At 44.2% G+C, this 19,102-nt stretch carries 20 protein-coding genes; 5 read left to right on the plus strand and 15 right to left on the minus strand.

All coding sequences use genetic code 11. The features are described from left to right. Positions 1-61: 61 nt before the first annotated feature. Genes BBR47_RS29370 through BBR47_RS29380 form a run of 3 tightly spaced genes read right to left on the minus strand, consistent with a single transcriptional unit; the run spans position 62 to position 2,410 of the window. Positions 62-847, minus strand: coding sequence for an amidohydrolase family protein (locus BBR47_RS29370; protein ID WP_015894047.1), 786 nt, complete (start codon positions 845-847; stop codon positions 62-64). After that, the gene (locus BBR47_RS29375) at positions 844-1,254 is read right to left on the minus strand and encodes a carboxymuconolactone decarboxylase family protein (protein ID WP_015894048.1); all 411 of its coding nucleotides are present in this window, start codon (positions 1,252-1,254) and stop codon (positions 844-846) included. The genes BBR47_RS29370 and BBR47_RS29375 overlap by 4 nt, the downstream gene beginning before the upstream one ends. Beyond that, entirely contained in the window at positions 1,241-2,410 is a 1,170-nt protein-coding gene (locus BBR47_RS29380; protein ID WP_231850638.1) for an MFS transporter, read from the minus strand. Before BBR47_RS29380 ends, BBR47_RS29375 begins: the two co-directional genes overlap by 14 nt. A 172-nt stretch (positions 2,411-2,582) precedes the next feature. Here BBR47_RS29380 and BBR47_RS29385 point away from each other — a divergent pair, with 172 nt between their 5' ends. The 3 genes from BBR47_RS29385 (at position 2,583) to budA (ending at position 6,499) form a co-directional block, all read left to right on the plus strand. Next, on the plus strand, positions 2,583-3,422 hold the full coding sequence (locus BBR47_RS29385) for a helix-turn-helix transcriptional regulator (RefSeq protein ID WP_015894050.1): 840 nt from the start codon (positions 2,583-2,585) through the stop codon (positions 3,420-3,422). Positions 3,423-3,581: 159 nt separating this feature from the next. After that, entirely contained in the window at positions 3,582-5,606 is a 2,025-nt protein-coding gene (locus tag BBR47_RS29390) for a methyl-accepting chemotaxis protein (RefSeq protein WP_015894051.1), read from the plus strand. 35 nt (positions 5,607-5,641) lie between these two features. After that, complete coding sequence (gene budA / locus BBR47_RS29395; RefSeq protein ID WP_015894052.1) at positions 5,642-6,499, plus strand: acetolactate decarboxylase; 858 nt, start codon at positions 5,642-5,644, stop codon at positions 6,497-6,499. 146 nt (positions 6,500-6,645) lie between these two features. Here the strand turns inward: budA and BBR47_RS29400 are convergent, their stop codons facing one another. The 7 genes from BBR47_RS29400 to BBR47_RS29430 all read right to left on the minus strand — a co-directional run bounded on the left by BBR47_RS29400 (position 6,646) and on the right by BBR47_RS29430 (position 12,700). Continuing rightward, positions 6,646-7,068: a tetratricopeptide repeat protein gene (locus BBR47_RS29400; protein WP_015894053.1), complete on the minus strand. Its 423-nt coding sequence runs from the start codon at positions 7,066-7,068 to the stop codon at positions 6,646-6,648. Positions 7,069-7,122: 54 nt separating this feature from the next. Continuing rightward, positions 7,123-7,539: a hypothetical protein gene (locus BBR47_RS29405; protein WP_041749742.1), complete on the minus strand. Its 417-nt coding sequence runs from the start codon at positions 7,537-7,539 to the stop codon at positions 7,123-7,125. Positions 7,540-7,567: 28 nt separating this feature from the next. Beyond that, positions 7,568-8,086 carry a DUF4303 domain-containing protein gene (locus BBR47_RS29410; RefSeq protein WP_015894055.1) on the minus strand — a complete coding sequence of 173 codons (519 nt, stop codon included), beginning with the start codon at positions 8,084-8,086 and terminating at the stop codon, positions 7,568-7,570. Between the two features lie 123 nt (positions 8,087-8,209). After that, positions 8,210-8,707 carry an imm68 putative immunity domain-containing protein gene (locus BBR47_RS29415; RefSeq protein ID WP_041749743.1) on the minus strand — a complete coding sequence of 166 codons (498 nt, stop codon included), beginning with the start codon at positions 8,705-8,707 and terminating at the stop codon, positions 8,210-8,212. A 96-nt stretch (positions 8,708-8,803) separates the two neighbouring features. Continuing rightward, positions 8,804-10,477: a DUF6138 family protein gene (locus BBR47_RS29420; RefSeq protein WP_015894057.1), complete on the minus strand. Its 1,674-nt coding sequence runs from the start codon at positions 10,475-10,477 to the stop codon at positions 8,804-8,806. 395 nt (positions 10,478-10,872) lie between these two features. Continuing rightward, positions 10,873-11,724, minus strand: coding sequence for a DUF2785 domain-containing protein (locus BBR47_RS29425; RefSeq protein ID WP_015894058.1), 852 nt, complete (start codon positions 11,722-11,724; stop codon positions 10,873-10,875). A gap of 79 nt (positions 11,725-11,803) precedes the next feature. Further along, positions 11,804-12,700, minus strand: a complete 897-nt coding sequence (locus BBR47_RS29430) for a helix-turn-helix transcriptional regulator (protein ID WP_231850536.1) — start codon at positions 12,698-12,700, stop codon at positions 11,804-11,806. A 367-nt stretch (positions 12,701-13,067) separates the two neighbouring features. Between BBR47_RS29430 and BBR47_RS29435 the strand changes: the two genes are divergently transcribed. Together BBR47_RS29435 and BBR47_RS29440 are read left to right on the plus strand one after the other, a co-directional pair. Beyond that, the gene (locus tag BBR47_RS29435; protein ID WP_015894060.1) at positions 13,068-13,379 is read left to right on the plus strand and encodes an ArsR/SmtB family transcription factor; all 312 of its coding nucleotides are present in this window, start codon (positions 13,068-13,070) and stop codon (positions 13,377-13,379) included. A gap of 78 nt (positions 13,380-13,457) precedes the next feature. Next, the gene (locus tag BBR47_RS29440; protein WP_015894061.1) at positions 13,458-14,633 is read left to right on the plus strand and encodes an MFS transporter; all 1,176 of its coding nucleotides are present in this window, start codon (positions 13,458-13,460) and stop codon (positions 14,631-14,633) included. A gap of 613 nt (positions 14,634-15,246) precedes the next feature. Here BBR47_RS29440 and BBR47_RS29445 read toward each other — a convergent pair. From BBR47_RS29445 to BBR47_RS29470, 5 genes are all read right to left on the minus strand, one after another. Further along, complete coding sequence (locus BBR47_RS29445; protein WP_015894063.1) at positions 15,247-15,462, minus strand: hypothetical protein; 216 nt, start codon at positions 15,460-15,462, stop codon at positions 15,247-15,249. 223 nt (positions 15,463-15,685) lie between these two features. Further along, positions 15,686-16,114: a DMP19 family protein gene (locus BBR47_RS29450; protein ID WP_015894064.1), complete on the minus strand. Its 429-nt coding sequence runs from the start codon at positions 16,112-16,114 to the stop codon at positions 15,686-15,688. A 293-nt stretch (positions 16,115-16,407) separates the two neighbouring features. After that, positions 16,408-16,887: a 23S rRNA (pseudouridine(1915)-N(3))-methyltransferase RlmH gene (rlmH, locus tag BBR47_RS29455; protein ID WP_015894066.1), complete on the minus strand. Its 480-nt coding sequence runs from the start codon at positions 16,885-16,887 to the stop codon at positions 16,408-16,410. A gap of 3 nt (positions 16,888-16,890) precedes the next feature. Beyond that, entirely contained in the window at positions 16,891-17,157 is a 267-nt protein-coding gene (locus BBR47_RS29460) for a CxxH/CxxC protein (protein WP_231850537.1), read from the minus strand. 671 nt (positions 17,158-17,828) lie between these two features. After that, a complete protein-coding gene (locus tag BBR47_RS29470; RefSeq protein WP_015894068.1) occupies positions 17,829-19,064 on the minus strand; it encodes a S1C family serine protease in 1,236 nt (411 codons plus the stop codon). Between the last annotated feature and the right edge of the window lie 38 nt (positions 19,065-19,102).

Raw genomic sequence — 19,102 nt, forward strand, 5'->3', positions numbered from 1 at the left:
ATATAATTACCGATCAACCTGCTAACGAGACGATACGGTACACCATGAATAGGGACTTAGATTAGATTTCAAGCAATTCCGCTATCGTTTCACCGAGCACTCTTCTCTCGACCTCTTTGCTCGGTGCACAACGTTGAACTGCGATTTTTGCCAAGTAAGGATCGCCGTATGGATGGTCCGAACTAAACAACGTTCTGTCAGGAAGCTCTTTCATCGCAAGGCTCAAGGCAAAAACCGTATATACCGCTGAGGTATCCAAAAAAGCATTGTCTATGTCCTTCGTTAAGTTGATTGTATCCAACCAGTTCAAGCCACCCAAATGTCCGAAAATGACTGGCACATTCGGATTCTTTTGAACAAGATAGGCAAGGTCCCGAATATCTACCATTTTTAATGGTTCGAACGTATGAACCCAAATCGGGAGGCCATGCCACTCGTTCGCAGCCTTGAATACGGGGTCGAGCAATCCGATCTGGCCTGACCCCAACGTAAATTCACCAAACCCTCTCAACCCGTTGTTGACGATTTTGGTTTCCACCCATTCCATCGTTTCCGTCTCGGAAAAACCGAGCGGTACGCTTCCGAAACCGATAAAGCGATCGGGATATTGCCGCACCGTCCGAATCAATTCGTCCATTGCCTTTATACGTGCCTCTGAGCTATTTATCCGATTGGCCAATATGTTTGACAATTTTCCCATCTCTTCAACAAACTCAGAATACGACTCGCTTTTTTCCGGATGAACAAGCGTCGAGAACAAAACTGTTTTATCGATGTTCGATTCGTCCATGATATTCAAGTGAGATTCTACTGACGAATGAACGTGTGAGTGGCTGTCAATAATCATTCGGAGCCCCCCTTATTTGATTTTGTTTTTCGTTCTGCAAACACTTCTGCAGCAACGGTCAGAATCGAATTTAAAGCAACAGGAAAACCAGCGTAAATTAACATTTGCATCATGCACTCCACAATCTCTTCTTCCGTCCATCCAAGGTTTAATGCTCCGTTAATATAAAACCTCAACTGCTGCGTATTTCCCATCGCCGTCAGACCTGCCACTGTAGCGAGAAGCCTAGATTTCAAATCGAGACCTGGACGGGAAAATATTTGGCCGTAATTGAATTCTACAGCGAGCTGTCCCAAATCTGGGGCCACTGTGTCTTTAAAACTATCAACAATGCTCTGGTAATGCTCGCTATCTATTTTTTTCAGGATTTCCATTCCTTTATTATAGGTATCATCATGAATTTGCATTTGTATTTTTCATCCTTTCAATTTTCGTATGGTTTACATTTTTTATGCCCGCCGATGTACTCATTCCGACAAAGACCATGATCAATCCAACCACGCAAACACCGGACCACTGCCAGTTGCTCCATGCCCACACTCCCACATAGGACCCAAGTGCACCCCCTATAAAGGTGAAAACCATATACAACCCGTTCAATCTGCTTCTAGCAGCAGCAGAAAGTTCGAATATTTTCGCCTGACAGGCAACCTGATTTGCTTGTGTGGAAACCGTTAGCAACAATGCGCTGCCAATCAATCCCGGCAGCCAATTAGCGGCAACCGCGGAGATCAGGAACGAAGCCATAGCTGCAAGCATGCAAATTTTATTGGCGAGTGCTGCCCCTTTCCTGTCAATGATCAGTCCAATCAATGGAGTTGCGACAGCGCCTCCGATTCCGACCAACCCAACCAATCCAACAACGGCACTGCCGTATTCGTACGGGGGTGATTGAAGCAAGAATCCTATAGTAGTAAAAAAGACACTAAACGATCCAAACACCATACCTTGACTCAAACAGGCGCTCTGGAGTGCTTTTTGCTTCACGAACAGAGGCCCCAACGAAAGCAACAACTGGCGGTATGGTAATGCTGTCTCACCTTGGCTTTGGGGAAGCCGAAACCGAATTAGGAGAGTAAGCAACAACATGAAGCCAAAGGAAATCCAATACATCACTCTCCAGCCCCATATGCTATCAACAATGCCGCTAACTATCCTCGCCCCCAATATTCCGCAGACAAGACCGATCGCCACTGTCCCTAGTAACTTCCCCCGATTGCGATCATTTGCCATACTGGCAGCTAATGGAACGATAAGCTGCGGTATAATCGTCGTTATGCCTATCGCAAAATGACTCACGATTAACCACGTTAAAGAACTAGATAATGCGGCCGATAAGAGCGACAATGAAACCGCCAACAACAAGAAGACAATCATTCGACGTCTTTCAAACATGTCTCCCAAAGGCACTAGCAGGAGATTCCCGATTGCATAGCCTACCTGGGTAAGAGTCGTCACACCTCCTATCTCTGCTACGGTTGAGTCGAATGTTTTCGCCATATCGACTAGTAAGGTCTGGTTTAAATAAACGTTTGCCACGGTAAACCCGCAGGTTATCACCATAAGAGCGATCAGACCTTTCGATGGACCAGATCTGATTAAGTCCTCCAGAACGATCACCTCCTTGTCTTTATTCGTAAACCTTACAGTTGTAAGATTAAAGTGCGAACAAACCTACAAATAGAAGCCTATTAATCATAGTATTAAAAGTAACAGGATTAGGCGGAGGGATTAGATGAACAACGATAAGGACAAGCGAAAAGAATTGGGGTTGTTTTTAAAATCGCGGCGTTCCCGGCTTTCTCCAGAGCAATTTGGCTTGTCCAAAGGTCCAAGAAGGAAGGTCCAAGGCTTACGGAGAGAAGAATTAGCGCAGATTGCTGGGATCGGGCTTACGTGGTATACGTGGCTGGAGCAGGGAAAAGACATTCAAGTATCGACCCAGGTGCTTGATAGTCTTGTGACGGTAATGAAGCTCGATACTGAGGAGCGAAATCATTTGTTTATGCTCGCCCACGGGCAACTGCCTGTTGAACAAACAACCTCATTTGAAGCAGGAATTACAAAGATCATGCAAAACTTCATGAACGATTTCGAAATGTGTCCGGCTTATGCAACGGATCAGCGGTGGGATATATTGATGTGGAATAAAGCTGCACAGTTGGTGTTCGGGGATTTTGAAAAAATGAATAAGAAAGAACGTAACGCAGTCTGGCGATGTTTCGCGTCAACCGACTATCGAAAACTTATGGGCGATTGGGAAAGCCACGCCAAACGTCTTCTAGGGCAATTTCGTTCTACCAGTACACCGTTCGTCGGGGAGGACTGGTTTAAAGAGCTCGTCGGCGAACTGATGGAACTCAGTCCTGAATTCAGAGAATGGTGGCCGCGTTACGATATACAGGGTACTCCCATCGGGACAAAACAGATCAATCATCCGACTGCGGGTACAATGACGATGGAGCATATGACATTTCGGGTGTACGATGCCCCCGAGTTGAAATTAACCATTTATCGCCCTTTGAAAGAGAACGATTCAATAAATAAATTGAACCTCTTGATGAATGGTGGGTAAAGTCTGTGCCTCACCAAAAGATCGGTGAGGACATCCAATTTGGTACATTGTAACAATTAATTCAAATTTTACACAAAAAAGTCTAATTTTTGTAAACCCTTATACCGATACACTGAAATATAAAGATAAATAAACAAATCTGGATGGAGAGAATTCATTATGGCTGGAGTGGACATTAAAAAAGGGTTTCAGTGGAAAATCGGTCAAAAATTATTTGCGGTTTTTCTCATTTTGGTTTTGGTCCCAAGTATTCTGATTGGCTACTTCTCGTATCGTTCAGCTACTCAAACATTAGATGTTCAACTACTCAATTCAGCTAATAAACAGGTCGAAAACCTCAGCACGATTATTGATCGTGTAGTTGTGCCCATCATGAAAGACACAGATGTTCTAGCAAGATCACTGCCTCAAAGCGTTTATCAAGACATGATAAAGGATGAAAAGACGAATTTGGCGTCAAATCAACAGGTGCAATCGACCCTTAAGCAGTTTAAAGCTGTGCATACCGATGATACCGAAGTGATTGGACTTGCCACCGAAGATGGACGCTTTGCGATGGAGCCGCAAAGTCCATTATCAAAAGAGTATGATGCTCGCACGCGAGAATGGTACACAAAAGCGATGGAACAGAAGGGTCAAGTGATTATTTCCAAACCCTATGTATCAGCCGCCTCTAAAAATATTGTGGTATCGGTAGCAAAAACTACGGACGATGGCCATGGAGTTGCCGTAGTAAATTTATCGTTGAAAAAGTATGTGACTGATACCGTTAATGCGGCAAAAGTAGGGACGCAAGGTTTCGCGTTTATCCTGGATGAGAGTCAGAAGGTTATTACCCATCCAACCATTGCTGCTGGAGAAGTGCCTCAAGATGACAGCTACAAATCATTTTATGAGCAGCAATCGGGAGTACTGTCAGCCCAAATCGACGGAAAACCTTCCCGGATCGTCTTTACCACGAACAAGATAACCGGCTGGAAAATAGCCGGCGTGCTTTATGACAGCGAACTTGACGAGCTGAAGAAGCCAATTATTACACAAACAGTTGGGATGATTATCAGCTCCGTTTTATTGTCGCTTGTCATTTTGTACGTGATCAACCGGATTTTTGTACACCCGTTAAAACAAATGACGCGTTTATCCAAGCAATTGGCAGCAGGGAACCTTGCAGAAACCCACATTACTGTGAAAAACAGAGATGAGTTGGGAGATTTGGCGCAAGCCTTCAACTCTCTTGCCCTCCAATTGCACCAACTCATCGAAGACCTGCTGAAAAATGCGCAAAATCTTAATCAAGTTACGGACGTGTTAAATTCGGAAGTGACTGAGGTTGCCAATGCCTCCTCAAAAATCGCTGAAATGAACAGCCGGGTTACCAAGGGTTCGATGGATCAGGCCCAGGGAATTTCGGAGATATCCCGGACGATGCAAGAAAGCGTGCTTGCTGTGAGCAATTTTGCCGAAGTAGCTTCAGAAATCGGCGAAATTACGGAACAAACGCATCAGAGAGCAAAAGAAGGAACTTCGATTGTCTCAGATTCACTGAATCAAATGAGGACAATTAATTCGGCTGTTTTGCACTCTTCCAATCTCGTGGAAACACTCATGCAAAAAACAATGGAAATTGATAATTTTGCCACTGTCATTAATGAAATCGCCAATCAAACCAATCTCTTGTCTCTCAACGCCAGCATAGAAGCAGCGCGTGCGGGAGAACATGGCAGAGGTTTTGCCGTTGTTGCTGAAGAAGTGAAAAAGCTTGCCGTACAATCCGCTGATTCTGCTACACAAATTACCAATCTGATTTTGGAGATCAATAAAGAAACCAGAAAATCTGTGGAATCGTTGACGATGGTGCAGCAGGAAGTTGAAGACGGATTGAACCTAAGCTCCAAAGTGGAAACCCTGCTTTCCGATATCATTGAAGATATGGCTAAAATCAATGATGAAATACAAAATCTAAGCAGCATTTCGGAAGAGGTTGCAGCGGGTTCCGAGGAAGTGAGCGCATCGGTTGAAGATCTTTCGAATATTGCCAATTCCAACTCCAGAGATTCCAGCGATACTCTGTCCAATATTGAAAAACAACAAGAATCTTTGCATGAATTAATGGAACAAGTGAAAATTGTCCTGGATACCGCACAACAAATCAGGAATAATGTGCAAAACTATAAACTTCGTTAGCAACAAATTTTATATATAAAGGTGGAGTGAAAAACATGAAAAAAAATATCATCACTTCTATCACATCTCTGGCTCTCGTTGCCGGGCTGTCTTTGACTGCTTTTGCAGCTACAACGGCTACTGTACCAGCACCACCTGCCAAGCAGGAATCCAAACCTGTGGTTGCCGCTAATCCGGCACCAAAAAATGTACTGTTTCAATACTCAACGATCAATGCACTCATGCTTGGACAGTTTGAAGGGGACTTGACTTTGAAAGACCTGAAGCTACGAGGCGATATGGGGCTTGGTACCATCAATGATCTCGATGGAGAGATGATTCAGATGGGTACAAAATTCTACCAGATCGACAGCACCGGAAAATTATCCGAGCTGCCAGAAAGTGTGAAAACTCCATTTGCGGTTACTACACATTTCGAGCCGAAAGAAAAAACTACATTAACCAATGTGCAAGATTACAATCAATTAACAAAAATGCTTGAGGAGAAATTTGAAAACAAGAACGTCTTTTATGCCGTAAAGCTGACCGGTACCTTTAAGATGGTAAAGGCTAGAACAGTTCCAAAACAAACCAGACCTTATCCGCAGCTGACTGAAGTAACCAAAAAACAATCCGAGTTTGAATTTAAAAATGTTAAGGGAACCCTGATTGGCTTCTATACGCCAAATTATGCAGCAGCCCTGAATGTTCCCGGATTCCATCTCCACTTCATCACAGAGGATAAAACAAGTGGCGGACACGTATTAAATCTGCAATTTGACAACGCGAATCTGGAAATTTCTCCGATCCATGAGTTTGATGTACAATTGCCGCACACAGATGATTTTGCCCACTCTGATCTGACACAAGTTACTACTAGCCAAGTACACCAAGCTGAGTCAGAAAGAAAATAAAGCAGCCTCATGCGAGAAATTTAGCGAGGACATGAAAAAGCTGGCCTATTATAAGTGCCAGCTTTTTCATATCTAGGAGTCCCCGACTTCTGCCTGGTAATTGGTGCTCTTTCCTGTACCAATAGTGTTTTTCTAATCCTGAAACTTCAAATCTCTATTTTTGTCTCCAAAAACTCAAGGTATTTTGGGTCATCTTCCATAAAGATCGCAATCCCGGCACCCATGTAAGCCCGGGTCAGCTCGTCTGCCGCTTTTTCAAGGTTGTCCTGTTCGTAATACAATTGCCCTAACCGAAGATGAATGTAAGGATTCCCCAGCCCCTCCGGACACTGTACAGCATTAAAGAAACACTTGAATGCCTTATCGTAATTCTTCATTTGAAAATGGACATCCCCAATAGCCACATATATCCACGTTGCGGCCTCCCATTCTCGATGATTTTCCGGCAATAATCGGAGAGCCGCGACGTACTTATTCTTGCCCTCCTCAAGATTGCCTGCTTTCACCAAATCATCGCCTTGTTTACACAGCACGGTAATTTCGGCATGGGTGGAATCTGAAAGTTGCATTGTCGATCTCTCCTATCCTTCTGCGATTTGACGCCGCCGTAGGTATTCGCCTCTTTACCAGCCACGCACTATTGTTTTTTGACTTTCATCAAAAATGATTGCGCTTGGTATTTCCGCCAAATAGTCTATCGCCCAAATGATATGATTCGTGAATTCCCGTCCTTCATCAGGCGAGAATACGAAGCGGATGCGTTCGGTACAATCTGTGATTTCAGGCGGGCAATCCTTGATGGTGCTTGCAATGTAATTTACATCTGCGGCTACATTACTGCCAGTTTCAAAATGAGCTGTAAAATTCCATCCCGGCCAACGGAGAATCAAGTATTTCTGTTTCGTAAACGGATTTGCTGATGCTCCTATTTCCAGTCCATTCTTTGTTTCAAAATCAAAGTAGGCGCTTAACTCAGAAGCAAGACGCTCATGGGAGTAAGGATCGGACGACTTCGCAAGGTAGGCATGTATTACGGACATAATATCTCCCCAATCGTATTGGATGTTCTCAACCGCCAATCCAATTCTGAAATTCTTGAGCAAGTTCATTTCGGTTCAATCGGGCAATCCAATCACATTCCAGTGCATTTGTATCATCCGATACAGTAAAGACTAATACTCCCGATTCGCTCATATCGGAGAAAAAACCTTCCTTTTTCAGTGATTCAAGAGCAGCCACGCAACACTCATAAACCTTCTCTTTATAGTCCCTGTGTCTTTCCGCCGACTGCATACTCATCACTTCGTTATACAATAGATTGGATATATCTTTAAAACATTCAGCACCTTCAAATTCATGATCCCATTCCCCTGGACTCCAGCGATAATAAATCGCATCATCAGGGTCTCCGGCAATCATTTTGTTCAAGTGATCGGTAGAGTTTACCGCCGGACATACGGTGATTGCATCCGAGTCGGAATACAAGGCGTAACCGCAAAAGCTTTGTCCTGCATATTTGTTTCTTACTTGCTCGAATGCAGCCCTCGCAGCCGCCTCGATTTTTAATTGCAGCACTTGAAAATCCATGTTCTCTCCTTTGTCCTACTTTAGTCGAGCATGTAACGACAGGATTGGAGGAGACTTCCCCCTCCGGCTTCGAGGCAACTCTCGCGGTTAAGGATAAAAATTTCGCTATTACTTGTGGTATGGTCAGCTTAACGGTGCCAGCTCATCTGCGATCATTTTTTCCTTTTCCGCAAGCTCTTTCATATCATCCACCGGAACAAGCTCGGCTAATTCGTAAGCCAGCGGATCACGGGAAAACTTGTACAACTCATCCCGAAGCAGGTTCCTTTTTTCTTCGGAGGCATCTATATAAAGTTTGCGCGACTTCCTATCCTCATCCAAATCATGCAAATCGACATAGCCTGATTTTTGAGATTCCAACACAATGGCTGAAAGATCGATTAGAGCTGAGCAGGCAATATCAAGTTCTGCTCGAAACGTACCGTTAGCATTTTTGATATCAAATCCAATACTTCCACCGCTTTTCAAGTCTCCCTCGGAAAGCAGGACATCCAGACCCAAGTCCTTTAAAATCTGATTGAGCGTCACATTCGTTGAGTCCAATTGTTCCAAATAGTCGACTAATGCCAGCGAATCATCGGACCCGCCAATTAAATCTCCCCACCATTTGCTTATGTACATGTTCTTCTCCCACTTTCTTTTAAGCATGGTAATTATGCAAATAAGATCGTTTCACTCAAAAGCATACTTATCAATGCGGCTTTCACCGAGCCACCGTCAGGCTATCCCCACCGACTTTTGCAGACGAATGATCAGCTCCTTGCGCGATCCCTCCGCCTTTCGAGCCAATACAGCCAGCTTCTCCACCTTGCCCCAGATCGGGTACAGTACCCGCTCGGCCTCGTCATCTGACAGAGTCTCTATTTGCTGTACGAATAACGATAGCTTGTCTTCGCTTTCCAGCTCCGGCTGAATCTTCAGCTTTAGCGAATCGTGGGAGCGCAGCAGGCAGGCGATCAAGGTGGGAGTCGAGCGTTCCGTTATGCCATAGGTTTCGGCAAAAACGGCTGTGAACTTGTCATGCACCAGTTGATGCTCATCATCCACTAGGTTCATGTAAGCTTCAACAAGCGGAAAATACCGTTCGGACGAAAGCCCCAGCCCGAACACAGCATAGCTGCCCGGCATTACGCTTTTTTCGCTTTCCGTATCCTCGTACCATTCAAACTCTTTCATCGCCTCACGAGCATATTCCTCCAATAAAGGATGTAGCTCGGGATAAGCCAGAGCATTTGCAAAAAAACGGTGCGTGTCCGATTTGGCTAGCCCTTTGATGGGCAAATACTCCTTCACGCTGGATTTCAACTTGATTTTGTAGCTTTTCGGGAAGTCCTTTCGGAGCAGGGAGAGAATAAACGAAATTGCCCGCTCGTACGCCCCGGCTTCTTCCTTGCGAATAACGATTGTGAAAAGGGAAAAAACATCGTTAGCCTTGCATTCGACCAATTCATGGCGCAAATGGACGTCTTCTTTCGAGAAGCTATCGCTGCCATCCTTCAGCATACGCGCGGCTTTACCGCTGCCAAGCTGCTTCGCCATCTCCAAAAAAGTCTGACCCTTGAGTTTGTTGAAGTCCGGCTCGTAACGAATAATCATTACCGCTCCGTACAGCAAAAGGTCAATAGGCTGATTCGGCTCATCCTTGTCCTCAAAAACAGCATCTGGCTTGATTACATACTCATTGGTCCTGTATTCAGAACGAGTGACATCATAGTAACGCGGCAAAAATACATTCTCGACCCAGTCAGTCAAAGCCCTAATGATATCTCTTCGATGCTCCGCGAGAGCCTCAACCTGCTCTTTATTCAACTCCTGAATCCGGTCAAATAAAGCTATCGTCTTTGCGGCTTGCAGTTCGGGGAACAAATGCGGATCGAGTAGATGACGCGCCAAAAAGAAGGTTTCCAGTCTGTTTGTCGGGTTAGACCCCTTCTCCAGTTTTTCCTCCATATAGGACTGAATTCGCTCCAAAAGCTGCCGCTTTTTCTCTTCATATACAGTCTCCAACACCGTTAATTCCACAAGCCCGTCCGTCGTTGCGAAGGTTCCTTGGAAGGTAAAACGGTAGTTGATCAACGGTGACGTTTCCAGCTTGTCCAGCCTCTCCCTAACGATTTCCACCAGCAGGGGCTGAACCTCATGCAATATCTGCTCCTGGGTAAAGGGTGAGGCTTTCATCGACTTTTTTCCTGCGGCACTTCCCACAGATTTCGAAGTTTCAATCCTAGTCCTGCCCGGCCGATAATCTAGCGTGACAAAGTTAAAGATGCCTACTTGCAGCGTGGTGCGTAAGACTACGTCCTCCGTGTCCTTTCTATTTTCTTGTTCGTCAAACCATTTATGAATCGCCGTTTTCATCTCTTCCAGCGCTTCTATTTGTAATTTGTTCATTGTCTCCCGCCTTTTTGCTGATCCATCTTAGCTCAATATAATCATACTATGAAAATGGGAAAGCTTGTTGGAATTGTATACGTCTGCCTGAAATCGACCAAAGCAAGCCTTAGCCCGTTCCTTTATACGAATATGCGAAGAAACTTAAGAGCGCAATGCCACTCATATGACCGTGGAATCAATTTGCTTGGGTGAGGCTTATGCACAAACGGAAGATAAGTGGGGCTATATAATAAGAAGAATCGGGATTGAAAAAAACACATTATCATCCCCGCAGAGCAAAAGGGAGAACGCCATAGAGGCCGTTCTCCCTTTTACGATTTTCCAAGCCTTGTATTCGCTCAGAAAAAGCTGTGTTAGACTTTGCAATAAAGCAGCTTTCGGAAAGAATGAATTCAATGTCTTCCAGTCGCAAACTTGTTCAATTTCGTCTCTGCAGCAAGTATGACAGCGGCAAGAACATTTCCGCGGCTTCCCTGTCCTCTTCTGAAATAGAGACTACGCAGAAAATTTTTACTATTCACACGGGCGATCGTCTGAACGTAGTTTCTCTGCCAGTCGACGCATTTTGTCAAACCGCTTATCCAGTCAGCAATCTCCTGCTGTGGAAGCAAACCCTCTTCAATCATGGTATCCACGATACTGGCGATCCGCTCATCATCCTCATCGCTAAAAATTTGTTTCCCATTATGGAGCATCCCCTCAATAGCAGCAAGTACTTCAAGCTGTACCGCTGTATCGCTCTCCGGACACTTGACCAGCTCCAGCAAAGCATCCGCACCGTGTGACGCACCATGAGCCCAGCCTCCTTCAGGCAGATAGCCGCGCAGATCCTTTTCCTCCTTATAATAGCGGAGCAGTGAATGCTTGAGATTTTGGAATTCAGCATAATCCAGAAAAGGCTTCTTGCTGTGAAGCCGTACTATTAAAGCAACTGGTAGAACAGAGAACGTCCTTGTAAATACAGACTGGTCACCTTCGCTACCAATATGATAGAACAAATGATGCTCATCGGTCAGAATGGCCAGAAGATTGCTCAATTCCGTTTCCGTAAACCGATTGTCTTCATAAATCCATGTATACAGTGTCGGATAGATCAGTCCATCCCGTAATTCCGGTTGAGGATCCCCGATAAATTGCAGCATGAGAGTTAAAAAATCCTGAGTCCGCTCACCTTCACGAAGCTGGTAATGTTCCTTCTCAATTCTTTGCAGGTCTATCATGAGTTTCGTCCTTGTATTGCTCACTATCTCATCCCCTTGAATAAACGCTATTTCCGGACTACTTACACCCCTACTATAAAACAAAATGACTGACACCTGTATGTCAGTCATTGTATGGTAGTAATATTGTTTTTATATATTCTTGTAATTCATTTCTCAAATAACAGGGCTCCACTATCTCGCATTCCTTACCAAAGCTTAAAATAAATTTCAGTAATCCCTCCTCATATGGAAATTGATCCACAACGATATATTGATTGTTAGGTGTTTTAGTTATTTTCTCTTTTTGAAAATACTCCGTTAATTGCTCTCCCATTTTATGAGTAAACTTTAAGGTAACAGTTATGCCTCGCGTAAGATAGCTATTCCTAATGACTTCCTCGATTTCTTTATTTGAGATATCCTTTTTTTCGAAGTCCTCACCCATTTTCAAATTCTTGATCCGTACTAGTTTGAACCTTCTGTAGCCATTTCTTTCTTTGCAAAAGCCCACTAAATACCATTGACCGGCGGAAAATGTAATTTGAAACGGTTCTACTGTTCTTTCTAGATACTCCATACTTCTGTTGATATATTCGAATACCACTAGCTTATTTTTTTCAATAGCATTGTTTAATAGAAGCAGGTATTCCTTTAATTCATTTTCCATACTGAAATGAGACAGATTAATGTCTAACTTGCTTGTATTCTTTTCTTGTTTAAGCGTATTCTCGATCTTTAAAACAATATCATGAAACGTTGTATTTTTCCCAAATAGAAAACTTAGATTATTCATTATCGCCATGAAAGTAGAGGCTTCATCTTTGTTTAAAAAAAGATTGTCCACATTATAGTCTTCCATAATGTAATAGCCCCCACCTTTACCACCAATGGATGCGATTGGGATACCTGCTTCACCTAACTTTTCTATATCTCTGTAAATTGTTCGTATGGACACCTCAAAATGTTCCGCAAGCTCTTTGCCTGTAACCGTACCTTTTTTTGAGATAATCAGTAACATGGATAGTAATCGATCTACGCGCATTTATATATTACGTTGATTTGCAACGTATCCTCTCTTATTCTTTTTTACAATGGTGTTAAATGGCCAATTCATATTATGTATTCAAATGACCGAACGGAGTCTTCCTTGCCCACCTCCGGTCATTTTGTTCTTTTCTCAAGTAAATACTACTTTCTTATCTGATTCAACTGTACTTCTAGCTCGATCCACTACTTTACCACTATTTGTGATAAGGTTCAGCTTAACGGGTCTATCAGCGAATTTATTAGGAAAACCTGACAGACTCCAACCCTCTGAGCAAGCATCGTCGGAGAAACACCCTTTTCATATTTACAAATCTATAAAAATAGATATAATGATCTATATGGAACCTTCATTGATTTATAAAGCTTTGTCTAACGAGACTCGTAGTCAAATTATGCAATGGTTAAAGAATCCAGAGGAATTCTTTGATGAAAAGCTCTATTTACAACAAGGCCTCAATTTTCGGATTGGTGTATGCGTGGGAGATATTCAGGCAAAATCGGGACTTGCACAATCTGTTATCTCGAGTTATTTGTTGACTATGCAAAAAGCTGGTTTGCTAGAATCCGAGCGAATTGGGAAGTGGACGTACTATCGTCGGAACGAAAAGATAATACAGGAATTTTCCGAGTACATCAAAACGAAACTATAAACGGAAAGGAGCTCTTTTTTTGTTTATTTATATCTATAATTCTATATATATGAATATAATCGGAGGCTTACATTTAACATGAAACAGGTTAACCCTTTGCTTATTATGATTCTGGCTTTAGGCGTATTCGGCATTATTACAACGGAAATGGGAATTATAGGTGTTTTACCCCAGGTCACTCAAAAATTCAATATTTCGACCGCGCAGGCCGGATGGCTTGTAAGCATATTTGCGTTAGTTGTTGCCATTTCAGGTCCATTCCTGACATTACTCGTTTCTGGTATTAATCGTAAAGTCATTTTATTAACCGCTGTGCTTATTTTTGCGATTTCAAATATTGTTTATGCCTTCACAACCCGGTTCGATGTGATGCTAGTTTTCCGTATTCTCCCTGCTATTTTTCATCCCGTCTTTTTCTCGATTGCCCTTGTGACCGCAGCCAAACTTGTCCCTCCGGAAAAAAGCAGCAAAGCGGTCACAAAGGTTTTCGCCGGAATAACGGTCGGATTTGCTTTTGGCGTGCCTTTGACTTCTTATCTCGCGGACAAGATATCGTTAGAAGCTGCTTTCCTATTTGGAGCTGTTGTAAGCATGATTGCCTTTGTAGGAATACTAGCTTGGCTTCCTTCCATGCCTGTTACGGAAAAAATGTCTTACGACCAGCAGCTTGGTATATTACGCAAACCTCAATTGTGGTTAACGATCGCGACCGTTATTTTTATCTTTGCAGCTATGTTTTCTGTGTACAGCTACTTTGCTGAATATTTAGGACAAGTAACACATATGAACGGGTCATGGATTAGTATCATGTTGATGGCCTTTGGAATCATCATGATTTTCGGAAATTTTTTATTTGGGGGCTTTTTGCATAAAAGCATTACAAAGACCGTTATCTTGTATCCTCTGCTCTATGCGGTCATTTACTTATTCACTTATTATTTAGGTTCTTCTTTCTTTCCAATGGCTGTTATCGTATTCCTTTGGGGGACAGTGCATTCCGGAGGGCTTATTGTCAGTCAAGCATGGTTAACAATTGAGGCAAAAGAAGCTCCTGAATTCGGCAACAGCTTGTTTGTCTCATTTTCCAATCTTGGAATTACTGTAGGGACTTTTATCGGCGGTTGGTTTATTTCTCACTGGGGCATACATCAACTCATGTGGAGCGGCATTACGTTTTCACTTCTAGCTTTCTTATTGATCATGGTAAAAATAAAAATTTCCAAATCGAACGCAGAGGAAGTAAACGTTCGTTAAACGAGCGGAATCGATCAATATAACGTGGCAGTCTAGAACATTGTTTCCGTGTTCAGGACTGCCAAACGGCAAACAAGGTACTCCAAGATCATTCCCTCGGCTAGTTGCCGCACTGTGCCAAGCCGTTTATCCAGTCAGCGATCTTCTACTGCGGAAGCAGACCTTTGTCAATCATGGTATCCACGATGCTAGCGATCCACTCATCTTCCTCCGCTAAAAATTTGTATCCCGATATGAAGCATCCCTTGAATAGCGCCAAGAACCTTGAGTTGCACCGCTGCACCACTCTCCGGGCAATGCTTCAGGTGCTGGAAATCAGCTTGATCCAGAAAATGCTGCTTCCTGTGATATTGCATAATCAAAGCATGTATGTTTGTTCGTACTAAAACTGTTGCCATCACTTATGATAAGGCTCAGCTTAACGGAGCCATCGGCGAGAAATGCGAAAAGAGCTGCCGCGGCGCATAGTCTCTCCTACATTTTCCGCTTGGCCCAAGAGCTATGATTATGCCTTTATAAACATGCAAAGAAGGCCACCAAAGTATTCGGCGGTCTGATTGTCGGTGATTCAACTATCGTACCCGTTAGCAAAAACACGAATGCAGCCTGGCACCTACTCCACAATCGATTTTAGAGCTTCTGCGGCAATTATCTTAGCTGCCTCGTTGTCTTGCGGTGAGCTTTCCACAATAGTTTGGAGCGCTTTCTTTGCGATCTCCAGCTGTGTGGTTAAACGGTCAGCCATTTTGGCGATATAGACGGTAAAGTCGTCTGTTGACTCGCCATTGCCTATTAAGACGACCGCAATAAATTCAAATCTATTCTTCACTTTTGTTCACCTCCCTCAGCTTGATTTCATTGCGGTGAGGTACCCTACCCCAATTATTTATTATCTCTTCACGTGTAACACTGGGCTTGTTCAAATCATATTTAGCATTGAAATGACGTTTGCAAGCCCAACAACATGGCACCCCCAGTCAAATCCCCTCTTATCCAACCAGTCCATCCAATGTTAATCTGGGTTTTTGTTGGCATAGTTTTTGAAGTGTCAATCATTTGCTTGCCTCGTATCTTTCTTTCTCCGCTTCGACATAAGCCTCCAATAGCGGCCATATATCAAAATCGATATAAAGGTATAGACTGCCAGCCAGTTCGTCTATTTTCTCACTGTCAAGGTCACTTTGATAGATTTGGTATATTTGAGCCAGGGTTTCAGCTTCTTTATCCGCTGAAATATGGCGCAACGCGTCGATCATTTTGTCAGCATAGCGCCCGGTGCTGTTTTCCAACAGACCGCCAATCCCATTCATCGCCAACTCGGTGTCCATGTCGATGATCCAAATAATATCCTGTATGAATTGTGGATAGGCGGACAGCGCGTCACGGTCAACCGGTTCATCGTAAATCCGGGACATAGACTGTATCACATCGTTCGCACTCATGACACTAATATTGCTCAAAACTTCGTCAATAAAGCTCATGTGGTGCTCCTTTTGTTATGCCACGCTCTCAATCCAGCTGGCGCAACGCTTTTTCGATTGATTCCCTAACATCATTATTTTTCAACTGGGGATAAATTGCTTGAAGCTCAGAACGGAAGGATTCCGTCTGTACATCCGATAACCCTTGTGGATGATATGCAATGCCCATCTCATTAAGAAATCTATCAAGTCGCTTCTAATTTTTTGTAGAGTTGTATCTTTGGTCTTTTTTTCGTTATTTTTCACACGACTTCTTGATTGCGAACTTCACTAACAACCAACATTTTTCGCCGTCACTTATGATAAGGCTCCCCCCGACTAATCCGAAACGCTCGATAAACCTGCTCCAACAACACCAACCGCACCAACTGATGCGGAAACGTCATCTTCGAAAACGACAACAACGCATCTGCCCGCTTCAACACCTGATCAGCCAACCCCAACGATCCGCCAATCACAAATGCCACCTGACTGCGCCCATGCAAAGCCAGTTTGTCCATCTCCGCAGACAGCTTCTCCGATGACCACATTTGCCCATCAATCGCCAGCGCGATCACATACTGATCCTGCTTGATCTGCGCCAGGATACGCTCGCCTTCCTTGCGCTTCACCTGCTCCATCTCCGCCGCACTCATCTCTTCTGGCGCCTTTTCATCATTGACCTCGATCACTTGAAGCTTGCAATAAGCAGACAGACGCTTGCTATATTCATCAATGCCCTCACGCAAATATTTCTCCTTCAGCTTCCCTACTGTAATAATCGAAATTTGCATGCCCTACATTCCCTTCTCTTTCAAAAGCGCAATCTGCGCTGGCTCTCCACATTCCCGACAACGCTTGTCTACTCCATCGCCCTCAACCGCCTGTGCCGCATACGTATCCGGGGCGGCCTCAAAATCGTTTACGTAATCATCCAACTCCTGCTCCAAATGCTCCATGCAAGCAAACCGCACCGGATATTCCGCCAACAACTCAACTTCTTTCCCTTCTATTTGCAAGCTTTTCATCTTCATGTCCATATCAAATGCCTCTTTTCCGTTCATAATTGTCGCTTCTATTCTACCCCAGAACCGCAACAAAACAAATGAATCCACCAAAAAGACCTCGATGAGTTTACAATCATAAGCCTTTATATTTTATAGCTTTTATTTTGAAAACCTCGTCGGACAGTGAAAGCTGTAGAGAGAAAAAAGAAGAAAACGGCGAAAGTCTTTGGGATACCATCCGAAGCGCAATGGAAAAAGGGAAACCTGCCTTTAGCGTCCACCTCTGAGACACTACGTAGCTGCGCGACTTTGGACGCGGGTTTCACTTTTTCCACCGTGTAGGAAAGTTTAACTACTTCATTGTGAACACGCTGTTATGCTTAAACTTTCTGGAACGCATAAAAACTTTCCTCTAAAACGCGGTCGCTCCTCCGTGAATTAGCTTCGTATAGGAGTTTTTTTATGGAGCTGGGCAGAACCACCTCCAGCAGGTATCCCAAGAACTTGAGCGTTTTCTTCTTTTTTCTCTCCTCCACCAAAGCCCAGTCAACGAACAAAAAAAGAGAGCGCCGTATCAGCTCGGCGCTCTTAAGAAGGGATCTATTTAAAATAGATAGAGGGGGGGAACTTAGATACTGCATATATGCAAACGGGACAAAATGCATCCCGGAATTGCCCGTCAACGTTTGATTCCTTCACATGCCTGCCCACAAAATGGTCAGTGCTTCTTACTGCTGTGGCGGAGCGGTCAGCTTCACTTTGGCAGTCTTCAGGAGACCGTCACGATAGTACGTAACGTCCATCGTATCGCCCGGCTTTTTGTTCATCGTCAAATACTTCCGCAGCTGAGCGCTGGTGGAAATGTTCTTGTCATCCAGCTTGACAATGACGTCGAGTTGTCTCAAGCCCGCTTGACCCGCAGGAGAGAATTTGCCTACGTCAGTCTGAACGACAACGCCACTTTGCACTTGATCAGGCAGATTCAAGGTTTCTTTCCATTCGTTGCGCGGCACATTGGCCAAGTCGAGTGGCTGCACACCGAGGTAAGAACGTTGCAGCGTGCCTTTTTCCATCAGCTGGTCCACGATTACTTTGACATCATTGATCGGGAGGGCAAAACCTAACCCTTCGACACCTGTTTTGGAAATCTTCAAGGTGTTAATCCCGATGACCTGTCCCTCAATGTTTACGAGGGCACCACCGCTGTTACCAGGGTTGATTGCTGCGTCTGTTTGAATGACGTCCAGCTCCCAGTCGTCCTGGCCATCTTCGTTAAAGTCCATGGGCATGGAGCGTTCTTTGGAACTGATGATACCTTGTGTAACGGTCCGGGAGAACTGCATACCCAATGGGTTCCCGATAGCAATGGCCGGTTCGCCCACCTGTAAGGTAGAGGAATCCCCAAACTCAGCAACGTCCGTAACCTTGGAGGCGTCGATTTCCAGTACAGCCAGATCGGCGTAACCATCGGCGCCGACTACTTTCGCCGATACTTTTTCACCTGTTGGCAGGGCGACCTCCAGCTTTTGCGCTTTATCGATTACGTGGTAGTTGGTAACGATGTAGGCTTTTCCGCCTTTTTTCTGAAAGATGACACCAGAGCCTTGGCCCTGCTCTACATCCGTCGAGTTCTGCATCCAACTGTTTCTGCGCTGACCGATGTTGATTACACCAACGATCGCGTTTTCTACTTGTTTCACCGCCTCTACTGTACCCGATCCTACACTCACAGATACTGGCTTAGCAAACAGGCTAGAGGCGGAGGAGGCATTGCTGCTTATCGCATTTTCTGTTCCAGGCTTAACCATATTAATATATCCCGCATTGGAGAGAGTCGGCAGCGTGAGCAGGACGACCATCCCCCCAATTACCGCGGATGTTACCGACGTCACGACCATACGTCCAATGTTAGAACCGCGTTGTTTTTTTCGCTCCACGTGAGTGAAATCATCATAGAAACCCATGATTCATACCTCTCCTTTCTATCTTCTACTATTAATAG

The sequence above is a fragment of the Brevibacillus brevis NBRC 100599 genome (assembly GCF_000010165.1).
GTDB classification, from domain to species: Bacteria; Bacillota; Bacilli; order Brevibacillales; family Brevibacillaceae; genus Brevibacillus; species Brevibacillus brevis_D.

Excerpts from the sequence above, each read along its gene's own strand:
- BBR47_RS29370 (WP_015894047.1), bottom strand. The coding sequence starts at position 847 with ATGATTATTGACAGCCACTCACACGTTCATTCGTCAGTAGAATCTCAC.
- BBR47_RS29375 (WP_015894048.1), bottom strand. The coding sequence starts at position 1,254 with ATGCAAATTCATGATGATACCTATAATAAAGGAATGGAAATCCTGAAA.
- BBR47_RS29380 (WP_231850638.1), bottom strand. The coding sequence starts at position 2,410 with ATGGTGATAACCTGCGGGTTTACCGTGGCAAACGTTTATTTAAACCAG.
- BBR47_RS29385 (WP_015894050.1), top strand. The coding sequence starts at position 2,583 with ATGAACAACGATAAGGACAAGCGAAAAGAATTGGGGTTGTTTTTAAAA.
- BBR47_RS29390 (WP_015894051.1), top strand. The coding sequence starts at position 3,582 with ATGGCTGGAGTGGACATTAAAAAAGGGTTTCAGTGGAAAATCGGTCAA.
- budA (WP_015894052.1), top strand. The coding sequence starts at position 5,642 with ATGAAAAAAAATATCATCACTTCTATCACATCTCTGGCTCTCGTTGCC.
- BBR47_RS29400 (WP_015894053.1), bottom strand. The coding sequence starts at position 7,068 with ATGCAACTTTCAGATTCCACCCATGCCGAAATTACCGTGCTGTGTAAA.
- BBR47_RS29405 (WP_041749742.1), bottom strand. The coding sequence starts at position 7,539 with ATGTCCGTAATACATGCCTACCTTGCGAAGTCGTCCGATCCTTACTCC.
- BBR47_RS29410 (WP_015894055.1), bottom strand. The coding sequence starts at position 8,086 with ATGGATTTTCAAGTGCTGCAATTAAAAATCGAGGCGGCTGCGAGGGCT.
- BBR47_RS29415 (WP_041749743.1), bottom strand. The coding sequence starts at position 8,707 with ATGTACATAAGCAAATGGTGGGGAGATTTAATTGGCGGGTCCGATGAT.
- BBR47_RS29420 (WP_015894057.1), bottom strand. The coding sequence starts at position 10,477 with ATGAACAAATTACAAATAGAAGCGCTGGAAGAGATGAAAACGGCGATT.
- BBR47_RS29430 (WP_231850536.1), bottom strand. The coding sequence starts at position 12,700 with ATGTTACTGATTATCTCAAAAAAAGGTACGGTTACAGGCAAAGAGCTT.
- BBR47_RS29435 (WP_015894060.1), top strand. The coding sequence starts at position 13,068 with ATGGAACCTTCATTGATTTATAAAGCTTTGTCTAACGAGACTCGTAGT.
- BBR47_RS29440 (WP_015894061.1), top strand. The coding sequence starts at position 13,458 with ATGAAACAGGTTAACCCTTTGCTTATTATGATTCTGGCTTTAGGCGTA.
- BBR47_RS29450 (WP_015894064.1), bottom strand. The coding sequence starts at position 16,114 with ATGAGCTTTATTGACGAAGTTTTGAGCAATATTAGTGTCATGAGTGCG.
- rlmH (WP_015894066.1), bottom strand. The coding sequence starts at position 16,887 with ATGCAAATTTCGATTATTACAGTAGGGAAGCTGAAGGAGAAATATTTG.
- BBR47_RS29460 (WP_231850537.1), bottom strand. The coding sequence starts at position 17,157 with ATGAACGGAAAAGAGGCATTTGATATGGACATGAAGATGAAAAGCTTG.
- BBR47_RS29470 (WP_015894068.1), bottom strand. The coding sequence starts at position 19,064 with ATGGGTTTCTATGATGATTTCACTCACGTGGAGCGAAAAAAACAACGC.